This is a genomic window from Streptomyces sp. NPDC002701, from assembly GCF_042889045.1.
Taxonomy (GTDB): domain Bacteria; phylum Actinomycetota; class Actinomycetes; order Streptomycetales; family Streptomycetaceae; genus Streptomyces.
Genome location: NZ_JBIAQL010000007.1, coordinates 266,161 through 280,301, shown reverse-complemented (window position 1 = coordinate 280,301; position 14,141 = coordinate 266,161). Strand labels below are relative to the sequence as shown.

Here is a 14,141-nt window from a genome sequence, read left to right as displayed (position 1 = left end):
CAGATCGCCGCGAAATTTCAGCAGCCTGGAGGGCGTCCGAGGGTACCCGGCATGGCATGACTGCCTATGGAATCCACGCCTCGCACGAACAGGTGCCGCCCGCGGACCTGCTGGACGCCGTCGTGCACGCGGAACACGCGGGCTTCACCGCCGCCATGTGCTCGGACCACTTCTCGCCCTGGAGCGTCCGCCAGGGGGAGTCCGGGTTCGCCTGGTCCTGGCTCGGATCCGCCCTCCAGGCCACCGGCCAGGTGCCGTTCGGCGTCGTGAACGCTCCCGGCCAGCGCTACCATCCCGCGATCGTCGCGCAGGGCATCGCCAGTCTCGCGGCGATGTACCCGGGCCGGTTCTGGGCGGCGCTCGGCAGCGGTGAGGCGTCGAACGAGCACATCACGGGCGACGGCTGGCCCCGCAAGGACATCCGCAACGCCCGGCTGCGCGAGTGCGTCGACATCATCCGCGCGCTGCTGGAGGGCGAGGAGGTCAGCCACGACGGGCTGGTGACCGTGGACCGGGCCCGGCTGTGGACCCGCCCGCCCGAGGTCCCGCCGCTGATCGGAGCCGCCTGCAGCACCGCCACCGCGGCCTGGTGCGCGCAGTGGGCGGACGGCCTGATCACGGTCAACGCCCCGCGGGAGCGGCTGCGCGAGATCATCGGCGCGTACCGCGACGCGGGCGGCCGTGGCCCGCTGCACCTCCAGGTGCACCTGAGCTGGGCGCCCGACGAGGAGGAGGCCGCCGCGCTGGCGTACGACCAGTGGCGCTCCAACGTGTTCGCGCCCCCGGTCAGTTGGGACCTGGACTCGCCGGAACTGTTCGACATCGTCAGCGAGCACGTCAGCCCCGAACAGGTGGCCGGCACCGTCAACATCTCCTCCGACCTGGGCCGGCACACCGCCTGGCTCCAGGAGTACGCCGAGCTGGGCTTCGACGCGGTGATGCTCCATCACGTGGGCCGCGAACAACGCCGGTTCATCGACGCGTTCGGGTCCGAGGTACTGCCGCGGCTCGACGTCACCCGCCCCCTTCCCGCCACCGCCAAGGAGTTCCGATGCGTCTGACCCGTACGTCCGACCTGTGGTGGAAGAACGCGGTGGTGTACTGCCTGGACGTCGAGACGTACCAGGACGGCAACGGTGACGGGACCGGCGACTTCGCGGGCCTCACCCAGCGCATCGACCACCTGGTGCGCCTGGGCGTGACCTGCGTGTGGCTGATGCCCTTCTACCCGACGCGGGAGCGCGACGACGGGTACGACATCACGGACTTCTACGGGGTCGACCCCCGGCTCGGCACCCTCGGGGACTTCACCGAGTTCGTCCGCACCGCCCGGGACCGCGGTATCCGGGTCATCGCCGACCTGGTCGTCAACCACACGTCCGTGGAGCACCCCTGGTTCAAGGACGCCCGCTCCAGCCGCGACTCCGCCTACCGCGACTGGTACGTCTGGGCGGACGAGCCGCCCGAGGACGGGCCCGAGGGCGTGGTCTTCCCCGACGCGGAGGACAGCCTGTGGGAGTACGACGAGGGCAGCGGCCAGTACTACCTGCACCGGTTCTACAAGCAGCAGCCCGACCTCAACGTCGCCAACCCCGAGGTCCGCGACGAGATAGCCCGCATCATGGGGTTCTGGACACAGCTGGGGCTGTCCGGGTTCCGGGTCGACGCCGTGCCCTTCCTGCTGGAGACCGACGGGCAGGCCGACGCCGACGCGCTGCCGGACCCGCACGAGTACCTCGCCGACCTGCGCGCCTTCCTCGGCCGCCGCAACGGCGAGTCGGTGCTGCTCGGCGAGGTCAACCTGCCCTATGACGGCCTCACCCGGTTCTTCGGCGACCCCGACTCGGACCGCGGCGACGAACTGACCATGTGCTTCGACTTCGTCGGGATGCAGCAGATGTACCTGTCGATGGCCCGCCAGGACGCGCGGCCGCTCGCCGAGACACTGCGGGAGCGCCCCGACGCCCCGCGGGACGCCCAGTGGGCCACGTTCGTGCGCAACCACGACGAACTCACCCTCGACAAGCTGAGCGACGACGAACGGGCCGAGGTGTTCGCGGCCTTCGGCCCGGAGAAGGACATGCAGCTCTACGACCGGGGGCTGCGCCGCAGGCTTCCGCCCATGGTCGACGGCGACCGGCGCCGCGTCGAACTCGCCTACAGCCTGCTGTTCACCCTGCCCGGCACCCCCGTGCTCTTCTACGGCGAGGAGATCGGCATGGGGGAGAACCTGGCGGCCGAGGGACGGCAGGCCGTGCGCTCGCCCATGCAGTGGACGCCGGAGGCGGGGGCGGGCTTCTCCACCGCCGACCCGGACACCTTCCCGAATCCACTGGTGGAGGGCACGTTCGGCGGCAAGAACGTCAACGTGTACGAGCAGAGCCGCGATCCTGGCTCGCTGCTGACCCGGATCCGGCTGTTCGCCGAGCGCTACCGGGAGGCCCCCGAACTGGCCTGGGGCGAGTACCGGCTGGTGGAGACGGGGGAGAGCGCGGTCCTGGCGCATGTCGGCTGCACGTCCGACGGGACGGTCCTCGCGGTGCACAACTTCGCCGACCGGCCGGTCACCGTACGGCTGCGGCTGTCCGAGGCCGGGCCCGGCGGGAGGCTGACGGACCTGCTGGACCAAGGCCACGCCGGTCTCACCGTGCCCGACGACGGCCTCTTCCCGGTGGAACTGCCCGCCTACGGATACCGCTGGCTGCGCGTGGGGACCCCGGCCGACGACCCCGAAAGGGTGGTTGCCGACTGACGCCCGCCGCAGACCGACGTCAGCCGGGTACAGGCACGAGTCCCCGCACGAGCGGCGAGAGCCCCGTGCGTACCATCGACGTGCCCGGCAGCGTTCACCTCCTACTCACACGCACCACGAGGGCCCGCGGCCCTCACCACACGACGAGGTATCAGTGCTTCTGAAAACCTTCCGCTGGTCGTTCGCGGTCACCGCGTTCGCCCTGGTCGCAGCGGTCTTCTACGGGGGGTGGCAGGCGTTCGGGCTCGTGGCCATCCTCGCCGTCCTCGAGATCTCCCTGTCGTTCGACAACGCGGTGGTCAACGCCGGGATCCTGAAGAAGATGAACCCCTTCTGGCAGAAGATCTTCCTCACGATCGGCGTCCTCATCGCCGTGTTCGGCATGCGTCTGGTCTTTCCCGTCGTCATCGTGGCGGTCAGCGCCTCCATGGGCCCGGTCGAGGCCGTCGACCTGGCCCTCACGGACAAGGACCGTTACCAGCAACTGGTGACCGACGCCCACCCGTCGATCGCCGCCTTCGGTGGCGTCTTTTTGCTGATGATCTTCCTGGACTTCGTCTTCGAGGACCGGGAGATCAAGTGGCTCACCTGGATCGAGCGTCCGCTGGCCAGGCTGGGCAGGGTCGACATGCTGTCGGTCTGCCTCGCCCTGGTCGTGCTGCTCGGCGCCGCCCTGACCTTCGGGGCCCATGCCCACCAGCACGGTGGCGTGCACGCCGACAAGGCGGAGACGGTCCTGCTGTCCGGCATCGCGGGCCTGATCACCTACATGCTCGTCAGGGGCCTGTCCGGACACTTCGAGACCAGGATCGAGGAGGACGAGGAGCGTGAGCGGGAGGCGCAGGGCGCAGCCGAGCACGGCGGACCACGGTCGGCGGTCGCCCTGGCCGGCAAGGCCGCGTTCTTCATGTTCCTCTACCTGGAGGTCCTCGACGCGTCCTTCTCCTTCGACGGAGTGATCGGCGCCTTCGCCATCACCAACGACATCGTCGTGATGGCACTGGGCCTGGGCACCGGCGCGATGTACGTCCGGTCGCTGACGGTGTATCTGGTCCGCCAGGGCACCCTCGACGACTACGTCTACCTGGAGCACGGCGCCCACTACGCGATCGGCGCCCTCTCGGTCATCCTCCTGGTCACCATCCAGTACGAGATCAACGAGGTGATCACCGGGCTCGTCGGCGTGATCCTGATCGGCGCGTCCTTCTGGTCCTCCGTCCGCCGGAACAAGGCACTCGCCCACGGTTCGGGAGACACGGCCGGCTCGGACCGGGACAGGACCGGGGTCACGACCGGCTCCTGAACCGGCGTCAGGTCCGCTCCGACGTCAGGTCCGCCCCCGCGTCACGGCGGGCCTGACGTCACCCCGGTGCTGACCGGCACGGCGGCGCGGGGTCAGTGCGGGCGCGGGGCGTACATGATCACGGCCATGCCCGCCAGACAGACCAGCGCGCCGACGACGTCGTAGCGGTCGGGGCGGTAGCCGTCGGCGACCATGCCCCAGGCGATCGATCCCGCGACGAAGATCCCGCCGTACGCGGCGAGGACGCGCCCGAAGTGGTCCTCGGACTGGAAGGTGGCCACCACCCCGTAGAGGCCGAGAGCGATGACACCGGCGCCGATCCAGAGCCGGCCCCGGTGCTCGCGGACGCCCTGCCACACCAGCCAGGCGCCGCCGATCTCGAACAGGGCGGCGACGACGAACAGGGCGACGGAACGAGCGACGGTCATACCGGCCGACCCTACCCGCGCGGCAGGTCACCCCCGGCCGGCGTACCCCGCGCGGCCCGCCGCACCCCGGCAGTTGTGCCACACAGCACACTTGTACGATGCATGAATGGCGGGACCGCGGGTATCGGAGCGCTCGTGAACGGGGAATGAGGACGATGCCGGTGGGATCCCACGACGACGGTGACGGCTGTACGGGGACCGATGGACACCTGATGCGGACCAGCTTTGCCACAGGTGGGCACGACGGCTGTATCGCCGATGCCCGCGACCACGCCACCGCCTTCCTCGAGCGGGCCCGCGCGGACCGGCACGCGTCCGTGACGGCCCGCGCGATGGACCTGACGCAGCTGGTGGTGAGCGAACTGGTCACCAACGCCTGCAAATACGCCCCTGGCCCCGTCCGGCTGGAGCTGTGCCTCACCCACGAGATCGTGGAGGTCGTCGTCTGGGACAGCGACCCGACGGTTCCCGAGGCCCGCGTCGCCGATCCCGGCCGGATCGGTCAGCACGGTCTGGAGATCGTCAAGGCCGTGGCCCAGGACCTCCGGATCCACCGGGAGCCGGTCGGCAAACGCATCACGGCCCGCATCGCCCTGTCCGACACCCCCACGGACGACACCACGGCCTGAGGCCGGACGGAACCGGCGCCCGGGCCGGGCCGGCGCCGGGTCGAGCCGGCACCGGCCAGGGCCGGGCCCGAGCGCGTCAGTTCGGGAAGCGCGTCGCGATCCGGGAGATGTTCGAGGTGTGGCTGTGGGCCCGCATCAGCTCTTCGGCCCGCTCCCCGTTGCCCGCGGCGATGGCCTCGAAGATGACGCGGTGCTGCCGGTACCGCTCGTCGACGACCTTCGCGTGTTCGCCGCGCACCTCGGACAGGATGCTGTTACGCCGCTCCTCCGAACCGAAGGCGTCGACGGTGCGCAGCATCTGGACGAGCGTCGCGTTGCCGCTGGCCCGGTCCACCAGCATGTGGAAGTGCCGCATGAGCCCCTGGATCTCCAGGACGAGGTCCCGCTCCGCCCCGGTCCCCGGCGCGGCGTCGTGCAGGCGGCCGCGCAGCGTGTCCGCCTCGTCCAGGCAGTCGGACATCTCGCGCCGCTGGGCCGCCGTCGACTTCTCCGCGGCCAGCCGGGCGGCGAGGGCCCGCAGTGCGTCCTCCATCATGGTGAACTCGCGCAGCTCCTCCTCGCCGAACTGTGCGATGCGGACCGACCTCGGCCCCGTCCGTTCCACCAGGCGGTCCTGCTCCAGGCGCCGGAGCGCTTCACGGACGGGGGTCGCGCTGATGTCGAGAGACTCGGCCAGGCCCCGTTCGGTGACCTTCTCCCCACGCTTCAGGGCTCCCGTGACGATCGCCTCGTGGATGGCGGCGTACGCCTGATCTCCGAGGGTGACCGGTGACGGGAGCTGGGGGAGCAGAGCCATGGACAACATGGTATTTGCTACAGCATGCTTGTCAACCGTCAAGAAACCCTCAGGTTCACGGCGGGGCCGCCGTGAAGTCCGCCGAACAGGATCAGGACCTCGACCCCTCCCAACGAGGGGTAGAGGACAGCGGTTCCATTCCCGGGTCACCGGACCACCGAGCCGGTGCCGGGACGCGCCCCGCAGCCGCCCTGCCGGCGGAAGCGGTGGCCGTCGGGCAGCCCGCCCCGCCCGTACAAGGAGTACGTATGAACGCCGTCGACGCACCGGGCACCACCGACCGGGTGCTGGTCATCGATGACGACCCCGGTATCAGGCGCCTGTTGATCTCGGCTCTCGGCTTCGCCGGGTCGAGGTCGGCGTGGCGATGGACGACCCCCGCCACGAGGCCCGCCGCGCGGGCAGGCTCCTCGACCTGACGCCCACCGGATACCGGCTGCTGCACCACCCAGACCTGTTGACTTTCATGCTGTAGCAAATACCATCCTTGCCATCGGTGCAGACACGGCACTCGGCACCGATGACACACGAGAATGCAGCGTCGCGCCGCAGTCGCCGCTGTGCTCGCGGCAGGTCGCGCTGTCTCCTGGCCCTGAAACCCCTGTGCGCCTCACGCGTTCTCCTACGGCTCTGGCGCTATAGCAAATAGTGGAGGATCAATGATGATCTCGCTCCCCAGGTCCTGCGTCCTGGCGGCCGCCTGCGCGGTCGTGCTGACCGCCTGCGGAGGGTCCACGGGCTCCGACGGGCCGGCGGCACCGACGTCCACGGTCGACGTGGGCAAGGCGGCGCCCGTCACCCCACTCGACGCGGCCACGGTGGCCAGGGCCGAGAAGCAGGGATCCGTCCTCCTCTACACCAACGCGGACGCCGACCAGATGGCACCGGTCACCAAGGCGTTCGAGGCGAAGTACGCCGGCATCGAGGTGCGCGTGCTGAACATGAACGACACCCAGACCTTCCAGCGCTATGCCACGGAGTCCGCCACAGGTGTCCGTACCGCGGACGTCGTCATGGCCAGCGACGCGGTGGAGGTGCTGAACTTCGTCGACAAGGGCAACGTCCTCGACCACACCGACCCCAACCTCCAGCACCTCCCCGAGTACGCCCGGCTCGCCCCCGGCGTGGCCGCCATGTCCGAGGACCCGCTCGTCGCCGTGTACAACACCGCGCTCCTTCCCGAGGACAAGCAGCCCAAGGACCTCAAGTCCCTCGCCGAGCTGTCCAAGTCCCTCAAGGGGAAGATCGGGACCACGGACATCAGCAACTCCCAGTCCTTCGGCGCCGTCAGCAGCTACACCGCCGAACACGGCGACGCGGGCTGGCGGAACATAGAGGCGCTGGGCCCGAACACCGGAGTCGAGTCGGGCAACGGCAGCCTGATGCAGAAGCTGGCACAGGGGCAGTACCAGGCCACGTACTTCGTGGCCGGCTCGGTCCGCGCGCTGATCGAGGGGCAGGAAGCGGCGAAGATCCTCGACTACACGTACCTGACGGACGGAACCCCACTGCTTCCGAGGGCCGTCGCCGTCACCAGGAAAGCGGCATCACCCGACGCCGGAAAGCTCTTCGTGAACTTCCTGCTGTCGGTCGAAGGACAACAGGCCGCCTGCGAAGGCGGTTTCACCCCGTACCGCGACGGAGTCGAGTGCCCCTACGGGCTGCCCGCGGTCGAGGCGGCCGTCGGCGCCGGCAACCTGATGCTCGGCGGTTACCCGAAGGACATCGTCAAGAACAAACCGTCCATCGTGGCCCGCTGGAAGAAGGCGTACGGCCGATGAGCGCCACCTCACTGCGGCCGCCCCCGGCCCGCACCCCTCCGCCACCGGTGCGCCGGCGGCGACGGTGGCCGTCCACCGGGGCAAGCCACTACATCCTGTGGGCACTCGCGCTCCTGGTCATCGTGGGACCCGTCGTGCCGGTCGTGGCCGCCTCGCTGTGGTCCACCCCTCTGTACGAGTCGGGCGGGCATCCGACCTGGGACAACTTCCACACGCTGCTCACCGACCGCGGCTGGTGGACCGCGGTCACCAACTCGGTGCTGTTCGCCGCGCTCAACACCGCCGGATCGATCCTGGTCGGCGTGGCGTGCGCGCTGCTCCTCACCCGCACCGACATTCCCGGACGACGTGTCCTGACGACGTTCCTGCTCGTCCCGGTCGCCCTGCCCGGACTGGTGCTCATCGTCGGGTGGGCCGCCATGTGGACCCCGGCGGGATTCGCCAACTCGTGGCTGGAGGCCCACACCTTCCTGAGCATGCCGGTCACTCTCTACAGCATTCCCGGCATGGCGCTGGTCGCCATGAGCGTGGCCTCTCCCACGGTCTTCCTGCTGTGCCGCGGCACGCTGCTGTCGATCGACCCCTCGCTGGAGGACGCCGCCCGTACGTCGGGGGCCGGTCCGCTGCGCAGCCTGCTGTCCGTCAGCCTTCCTCTCATGCGGCCCGCGATCACCAACGCGGCGCTGCTGGTCTTCGCCCTCTCGATGGAAGTGCTCGGACTGCCGCTCATCCTGGGGTTCTCCAGCGAGATCAGCCTGATCTCCACGTATCTCTACGACCACTGGGTGAACGACGCGGAGCAGGGGCTGGTGTCCGCCGGCGCGGTCCTCCTGCTCGTCGCCGTCTCCGCGCTCCTCGTCCTCCGCAACCGACTCGTCGGGGACACGGCCCGCTTCACCACCACCACGGGGAAACCCACCGGCGTCCGCATCCTGAAGCTGGGTCCCGCACGCTGGGTCATGGCGGCCGCCATCGCGCTCTTCCTGCTCGTCTTCGTCCTCGTACCCCTGGCCGGCGTCTTCCTGGCGGCGTTCACCTCCATCCTGTCGCCCTTCATCTCCCCGTGGAGCGTGCTGACCCTCGACAACTTCTCCGCGGTGGCCGACAACCCGGTCTACACCAAGTCGATCGTCAACAGCCTGCTGATCGCCGGCGTCGGCGGGGCCCTGACGACCGTGGTCATCGCGGTTCTGTCGGTGATCGCCCACCGCTCCCGTTTCCGCTTCCGCGGCTCGCTGCAACAGGGCATGCTGTGGCCGCGCATGATGCCGGCCCTCGTCACCGGCATGGCGTTCTTCTGGAGCTTCGCCCTCCTCGACAAATCGGGTGCCGTACGCGCCAGCCTGTGGGGCATCGGCATCGCGTTCGCCGTACGGAGCCTCGCCCTCGGCTACAGCGCCTTCTACCCGGCGCTCGCCGGCATCGGCGCCGATCTCGACAACGCCGCCCGCACCTCTGGAGCCACCTGGTGGACGGCCATGCGCACCATCGTCCTGCGCCTGGTCGCGCCCGCCATGGGCGCCTCGTACGTGCTGCTGTTCGTGGCCATGCTCAACGACGCCGAACCGGCGGTGTTCCTCGTCACCGACGACACACCCGTGCTCGGCCTCACCATGCTGCAACTCGCGGCAACCAGTATCGGCGGGACCGTCGCCGCGTTGGGAGTCATCCAGATGGTCATCACCCTGCTCGTCCTCGGCGCGGGCCGCGCCCTGCTGGGGGTGCGTCCCCGTGCCTAGTCTCCACCTGAACGGAATCACCAAGCGGTTCGGCGAACACACCGCCCTGCACGACCTGTCACTCACCGTCCAGGACGGCGAGATCTTCACCCTGCTGGGCCCCAGTGGCTGCGGGAAGTCCACCACCCTGTGGTCGATCGCCGGCCTGCACCGGCCCGACTCGGGCAGCATCGCCTTCGGCGACCGCGTGGTCTTCGACCACGGACGCGTCGACGTCCAGCCGGAGCACCGCAATTGCGGCGTCGTGTTCCAGTCCTACGCCATCTGGCCGCACATGTCGGTCGCGCAGAACGTGGGCTACCCCCTCAAGCTCCGCAGGACCCCCAGGGCACAGCGCGACCGACGCGTCCGGGAAGTCCTCGAACTCGTCGAACTGGGCCACCACGCCGACCGCTACCCCCACGAACTGTCCGGAGGCCAGCAGCAACGCGTCGCGCTGGCACGTGCCCTCGCCCACCCGCCCGACATGCTGCTCCTGGACGAGCCCTTCTCGAACCTGGACGCCAAACTCCGTGACCGCTCCAGGCAGTGGCTCAAGACCCTGCAGTCACACGTCGGGATCACCACCGTCTTCGTGACGCACGACCAGGACGAGGCACTGTCCGTCAGCGACCGCGTCGCCGTCATGGACCGGGGGAAGGTCCGCCAGGTCGGCACCCCCACCGAGATCTACGAGCACCCGGCGGACCTGTTCGTCGCCGACTTCGTCGGCACCGCCAACATCCTCCCGGCCACGGTCGTCGAGGCGGACGGCACCCACGCCCTGATCCGCATGGAGGGCCTCAGCAGGCCGCTGAGCGTGCCGCACACCGACAAGCGCCTGGGCGCGGTGCGTATCTGCATCCGGCCCGAGAACATCGACATACTCCGCAGCGGTGGCGGCAGCGACGCGGACCCGCCCGCCGGCACGCTGACGGCCGAGGTCGACAACCGGGCCTATCTCGGCGACCACTACCGCTACACCATCCGCATCGGCGGCACCCCCGTGATCGTGACGACCACGCGTCCGGCCACCGCCGGCGAACTCACCGTCAGCCTCCCGCCGGAAGACATCCGCGTCTTCCACGAGGAGGCCCCGTCCCCTGAGGAGAACCACCATGCCCCCGTCCACTGAAGCCGTCGCACGGGTCGGCATCCTGACGCCGTCCGGCATGCTCGGCGCCGGCTTCGCCCCGGAGACCGTCGAGCGGGGCCTGACACTCGGCCCCGACGTCATCGCGATCGACGGCGGCTCCACCGACTCGGGTCCCCACTACCTCGGCTCCGGTGTCGCCAAGACCACCGCGGCCGCCGTCAGTCGTGACCTGCGCATCCTCCTCAAGGCGGCGGCCACCGCGAACATCCCCCTGATCGTCGGCTCCTGCGGCACCAGCGGCACCGACTCCGGCGTCGACTGGGTCGCCGGAATAGCGGAACAGATCATGGCGGAGGAAGGTCTCGACCTGCGGATCGCCCGCATCTACAGCGAGCAGGAGGCCGGCTTCCTCAAGGAGGAACTGGACGCCGGACGGATCCATCCCCTGGCCCCGCACGGCCCGCTCCGGCCGGAGACACTCGACAGCTGCACGCACATCGTCGGCATGATGGGCCACGAACCCTTCGTCGAGGCCATCCGGGCAGGCGCACAGGTCGTGCTGGCCGGACGGGCCACCGACACCGCCCTCGCCGCCGCCGTACCCCTCATGCTCGGTATGCCGGCCGGACCCTCCTGGCACGCCGCCAAGATCGTCGAATGCGGCGGGCAGTGCACCACGAACCCCCGGGCCGGCGGCGTCTTCGCCACCGTCGACCAGAACGGTTTCACGATCGAGCCCCTCGACGCCGACAACGTCTGCACCCCCACGTCGGTGGCGGCCCACATGCTGTACGAGACGGCCGACCCCTACCGGATGCGCGAACCCGCGGGCACCCTGGACGTCTCCGACGCCACCTACACGGCTCTCGACGAGCGCCGCGTACGCGTCGAGGGCTCGCGCTTCGAGCCCGCCGAGCAGTACACCGTCAAACTGGAGGGCGCCCGCGTCACCGGCTACGAGACGGTCTCGTTCAGCGCCATCCGCGATCCGTACATCGTCTCCCACATCGACCGCTGGGCCGCGCTGTTGCGCACCGTCCTCACCGAGCGCGTCACACAGACCCTCGGGCCGGCCGACGACTACACGCTGGACATCCGCCTGTACGGCCACAACGCCGTTCTCGAAGACCTGGACCCCGACTCCTCCGCGCCCCGGGAGGTCGGCGTCATGCTCCTCGTCAACGCACCCTCCCAGGCCACCGCCACCGCGATCGCCAAGGTCGCCAACCCCCTCATGCTGCACCTCCCGCTGCCGGAGATGGAGTACCTGCCCAGCTTCGCCTTCGCCACCTCACCGGCCGAGACCGAACGCGGCGCGGCCTACGAGTTCGTCCTGAACCACGTCGTCGACGTCGACTCGGCCACCGGCATGTTCCGTACGCACCACTCCCGTGAGGTCTCCCATGTCTGAACGTCCCGACTCCTCGTCCGTGCTCGCCGACCACGCGATCGAGATCCGCTCCAAGAACGCCGGCCCGTTCTGGGTCACGATGGAGACGTTCATGAAGGACAGCGCCGGTTACGCCATCGCGGCCGACGCGTCCTTCCTCAACGAGAAGGTCGTCGCCGAGCTCTACGGAGTGGATGCCGCCCAGGTCCAGATCTTCCGCATCCCGTCCCTGAACGTCGTGAAGATCTCCTTCCCGCGTCCCGTCGCCCAGGCCGGTCCCCGCGACCGGGACATCCACGCCGGCCAGCACCACGTGCCTCTCGCCGCCCTGCGCGTGCCCGGCCGGCCCCGTGCCGAACCGCTGCGCCGGCAGGACCTGGTGCCCGTCCCGGAAGAGGAACTGGTCCTCCGCCTCCCCGCGCCGTTCACCGACGCGGCCGTCGAACGGCGTCACCGCAAGGAGCGGCTGGCCGGCGCGCTGCGCCTGTTCGGCCGCTTCGGGTTCGAGGAGGGGGCCGCCGGACACATCACCGCACGCGATCCCGAGTTCCCCGACCACTTCTGGGTCAACCCGTTCGGCGTGTCCTTCAAGCACGTGAAGGTCAGTGACCTCCTGCTCGTCAACCGCGAGGGCGAGGTCGTCCAGGGCCGCCACCGGGTGAACCGGGCCGCCTTCGCCATCCACTCCGCCGTCCACGCGGCACGGCCCGACGCGGTCGGCGCCGCGCACAGCCACTCGGTGTACGGCAAGGCCCTGTCCGCGACGGGCCGGCGGCTCGAACCGCTCACCCAGGACGCCTGCGCGTTCTACGAGGACCACGGTTGCTACGAGACGTATTCAGGGGTGGCCGACGACCCCGAGGAGGGCCGGCGCATCGCCGAGGCGCTCGGCGGACACAAGGCGGTCATCCTGCGCAACCACGGCCTGCTCACGGTCGCGGGCTCGGTCGACGCCGCCGCGTACTGGTTCATCACCATGGAACGGTCGGCCCAGGCCCAGCTCGCTGCCGAGGCCGCGGGGCCCACGATCCGGATCCCCCACGAAGAAGCGAAACTCACCCACGGACAGGTGGGCTTCGAACTGGCGGGCTGGTTCCAGTTCCAGCCCCTCTTCGACCAGATCTCCCGCACGGACCCGGACCTCTTCGACTAGGACGCCTGTGTCACGGCCGGATCGACGCGTCGAGCGAGACGAGCATGCGTACCGCGTCCCGCAGGCCCGACGGGCGCAGCAGTCCCTCGGGCGGTGTGCGGCCCCAGCCGGGGCCGCACAGCAGCACCGGGCTCTGCCGGCGCGCACCGCGGATGCCCCACCGCGTCGCGGCGAGATGCCGGGCCAGCGGGAGGTTGGCCGTGGACCGCGACTGGGTCCACAGGGCGACCGCCGCCGGGCCGACGCGGCGCACCGCGCCGTCCACCGCCTCGACGGGGACGGCCCCGCCGAGCATCAGCGTCGGCACGCCCGCCTCCGCCAGCGCGGCGTTGAGCGCCTCCATCGGGAGTGTGTGCTGCTCGTCGGGCAGACAGGCCAGCAGGACGGGGGAGGTGTCCTGACGGGGCGGGGACGCGGCCGAGGCGACGTACACGTGCCGCAGGACGGTGGACACGTGCCAGGACAGCAGGTGCTCGACCTCCACATAACGGTCGCCCGAGGACTCCCACTTGCGGCCGGCCGCCCGCAGGGTGGGGGCCATCACCTCCTCCCACGCGGCCACCAGGCCGTGGGCGCGCACCACCGCCGTGAGCTGTTCCTGCACGGCCGCAGCGTCGAGCCGTACGGCCGCGCGGGCCAGGCCGCGGCACTCCTGACGCGCGACGTCCATGGGCAGCGCGGAGGGGGAGCGGGAGGCACCGTCTCCCGACCGCACGGCAGGGGCGTCCGCGGTCCGGCCCCGCGCACGGTCGAGGGCGGCTCGCGCCGCCTCGGCCGGCGGCACCCCGGTGGCGGTCAGCCTGCACATGTCCCGCACCATGGCCACGTCCTGCGGTGACCAGCGGCGCTGACGGCCGTCCGCCCGCACCGCGGGTCCCAGTCCGTACCGCCGGTCCCAGGAACGCAGCGTCGTCGGTGACACGCCCAGCGAACGTGCCAGGAAACCCGTCGTGACCCCCAGGTCGGTGGGTTCCGCCGGTTCCCGGCCCGTCAGGTCCACCGGCCGCTCCTCGGACATGGGCTCGGCCTCGTCTCGCATGCTGCGCGGACCCCGGGCGGCCCGCATGACTCGCTCGATCTTCCGGCGGACGCCGC

Annotated in this window: 13 protein-coding genes and 1 pseudogene; 11 read left to right on the top strand and 3 right to left on the bottom strand. The window is 70.3% G+C overall.

Going from position 1 to position 14,141, the window contains the following annotated elements; genetic code table 11:
• Nucleotides 1-56 precede the first annotated feature (56 nt).
• From ACFYXC_RS21660 to ACFYXC_RS21650, 3 genes are all read left to right on the top strand, one after another.
• The gene (locus tag ACFYXC_RS21660; RefSeq protein ID WP_389553687.1) at nucleotides 57-1,061 is read left to right on the top strand and encodes a TIGR03885 family FMN-dependent LLM class oxidoreductase; all 1,005 of its coding nucleotides are present in this window, start codon (nucleotides 57-59) and stop codon (nucleotides 1,059-1,061) included.
• Complete coding sequence (locus ACFYXC_RS21655) at nucleotides 1,052-2,752, top strand: alpha-amylase family protein (protein WP_389553686.1); 1,701 nt, start codon at nucleotides 1,052-1,054, stop codon at nucleotides 2,750-2,752. The genes ACFYXC_RS21660 and ACFYXC_RS21655 overlap by 10 nt, the downstream gene beginning before the upstream one ends.
• 154 nt (nucleotides 2,753-2,906) lie before the next feature.
• Nucleotides 2,907-4,055, top strand: coding sequence for a DUF475 domain-containing protein (locus ACFYXC_RS21650; RefSeq protein ID WP_389553685.1), 1,149 nt, complete (start codon nucleotides 2,907-2,909; stop codon nucleotides 4,053-4,055).
• Between the two features lie 92 nt (nucleotides 4,056-4,147).
• Here the strand turns inward: ACFYXC_RS21650 and ACFYXC_RS21645 are convergent, their stop codons facing one another.
• A complete protein-coding gene (locus tag ACFYXC_RS21645; RefSeq protein WP_389553684.1) occupies nucleotides 4,148-4,483 on the bottom strand; it encodes a YnfA family protein in 336 nt (111 codons plus the stop codon).
• A 212-nt stretch (nucleotides 4,484-4,695) separates the two neighbouring features.
• Here ACFYXC_RS21645 and ACFYXC_RS21640 point away from each other — a divergent pair, with 212 nt between their 5' ends.
• Nucleotides 4,696-5,112, top strand: coding sequence for an ATP-binding protein (locus ACFYXC_RS21640; RefSeq protein WP_388906112.1), 417 nt, complete (start codon nucleotides 4,696-4,698; stop codon nucleotides 5,110-5,112).
• A gap of 76 nt (nucleotides 5,113-5,188) precedes the next feature.
• Here ACFYXC_RS21640 and ACFYXC_RS21635 read toward each other — a convergent pair whose 3' ends face one another.
• Entirely contained in the window at nucleotides 5,189-5,908 is a 720-nt protein-coding gene (locus tag ACFYXC_RS21635) for a GntR family transcriptional regulator (protein WP_389553683.1), read from the bottom strand.
• A 248-nt stretch (nucleotides 5,909-6,156) separates the two neighbouring features.
• On the opposite strand from ACFYXC_RS21635, the gene ACFYXC_RS21630 reads away from it, so the two are divergent.
• From ACFYXC_RS21630 to ACFYXC_RS21600, 7 genes and pseudogenes are all read left to right on the top strand, one after another.
• Nucleotides 6,157-6,327, top strand: a complete 171-nt coding sequence (locus tag ACFYXC_RS21630; RefSeq protein WP_389553682.1) for a hypothetical protein — start codon at nucleotides 6,157-6,159, stop codon at nucleotides 6,325-6,327.
• A gap of 240 nt (nucleotides 6,328-6,567) precedes the next feature.
• Nucleotides 6,568-7,689 carry an ABC transporter substrate-binding protein gene (locus tag ACFYXC_RS21625; protein WP_388906120.1) on the top strand — a complete coding sequence of 374 codons (1,122 nt, stop codon included), beginning with the start codon at nucleotides 6,568-6,570 and terminating at the stop codon, nucleotides 7,687-7,689.
• Complete coding sequence (locus ACFYXC_RS21620) at nucleotides 7,686-9,428, top strand: ABC transporter permease (protein ID WP_389553681.1); 1,743 nt, start codon at nucleotides 7,686-7,688, stop codon at nucleotides 9,426-9,428. Before ACFYXC_RS21625 ends, ACFYXC_RS21620 begins: the two co-directional genes overlap by 4 nt.
• Nucleotides 9,421-10,542 (top strand): ABC transporter ATP-binding protein, encoded by a 1,122-nt coding sequence (locus ACFYXC_RS21615; protein ID WP_389553680.1) that lies wholly within the window; start codon nucleotides 9,421-9,423, stop codon nucleotides 10,540-10,542. Before ACFYXC_RS21620 ends, ACFYXC_RS21615 begins: the two co-directional genes overlap by 8 nt.
• On the top strand, nucleotides 10,526-11,914 hold the full coding sequence (locus ACFYXC_RS21610; RefSeq protein ID WP_389553679.1) for an acyclic terpene utilization AtuA family protein: 1,389 nt from the start codon (nucleotides 10,526-10,528) through the stop codon (nucleotides 11,912-11,914). The genes ACFYXC_RS21615 and ACFYXC_RS21610 overlap by 17 nt, the downstream gene beginning before the upstream one ends.
• Nucleotides 11,907-12,212: pseudogene (locus ACFYXC_RS21605) on the top strand (DUF4387 domain-containing protein); the annotation flags it as partial. The gene ACFYXC_RS21610 and the pseudogene ACFYXC_RS21605, both read left to right, overlap by 8 nt.
• A 60-nt stretch (nucleotides 12,213-12,272) precedes the next feature.
• Complete coding sequence (locus tag ACFYXC_RS21600) at nucleotides 12,273-13,046, top strand: class II aldolase/adducin family protein (RefSeq protein WP_389553746.1); 774 nt, start codon at nucleotides 12,273-12,275, stop codon at nucleotides 13,044-13,046.
• 10 nt (nucleotides 13,047-13,056) lie between these two features.
• Here ACFYXC_RS21600 and ACFYXC_RS21595 read toward each other — a convergent pair whose 3' ends face one another.
• Entirely contained in the window at nucleotides 13,057-14,085 is a 1,029-nt protein-coding gene (locus tag ACFYXC_RS21595; RefSeq protein ID WP_389553678.1) for a MerR family transcriptional regulator, read from the bottom strand.
• Nucleotides 14,086-14,141 lie beyond the last annotated feature (56 nt).

Bases quoted from the DNA above. Each gene is read 5' to 3' on its own strand.
- ACFYXC_RS21640 (WP_388906112.1), top strand. From the start codon at position 4,696: ATGCGGACCAGCTTTGCCACAGGTGGGCACGACGGCTGTATCGCCGAT.
- ACFYXC_RS21660 (WP_389553687.1), top strand. From the start codon at position 57: ATGACTGCCTATGGAATCCACGCCTCGCACGAACAGGTGCCGCCCGCG.
- ACFYXC_RS21630 (WP_389553682.1), top strand. From the start codon at position 6,157: ATGAACGCCGTCGACGCACCGGGCACCACCGACCGGGTGCTGGTCATC.
- ACFYXC_RS21595 (WP_389553678.1), bottom strand. From the start codon at position 14,085: ATGCGAGACGAGGCCGAGCCCATGTCCGAGGAGCGGCCGGTGGACCTG.
- ACFYXC_RS21625 (WP_388906120.1), top strand. From the start codon at position 6,568: ATGATGATCTCGCTCCCCAGGTCCTGCGTCCTGGCGGCCGCCTGCGCG.
- ACFYXC_RS21610 (WP_389553679.1), top strand. From the start codon at position 10,526: ATGCCCCCGTCCACTGAAGCCGTCGCACGGGTCGGCATCCTGACGCCG.
- ACFYXC_RS21620 (WP_389553681.1), top strand. From the start codon at position 7,686: ATGAGCGCCACCTCACTGCGGCCGCCCCCGGCCCGCACCCCTCCGCCA.
- ACFYXC_RS21655 (WP_389553686.1), top strand. From the start codon at position 1,052: ATGCGTCTGACCCGTACGTCCGACCTGTGGTGGAAGAACGCGGTGGTG.
- ACFYXC_RS21645 (WP_389553684.1), bottom strand. From the start codon at position 4,483: ATGACCGTCGCTCGTTCCGTCGCCCTGTTCGTCGTCGCCGCCCTGTTC.
- ACFYXC_RS21635 (WP_389553683.1), bottom strand. From the start codon at position 5,908: ATGGCTCTGCTCCCCCAGCTCCCGTCACCGGTCACCCTCGGAGATCAG.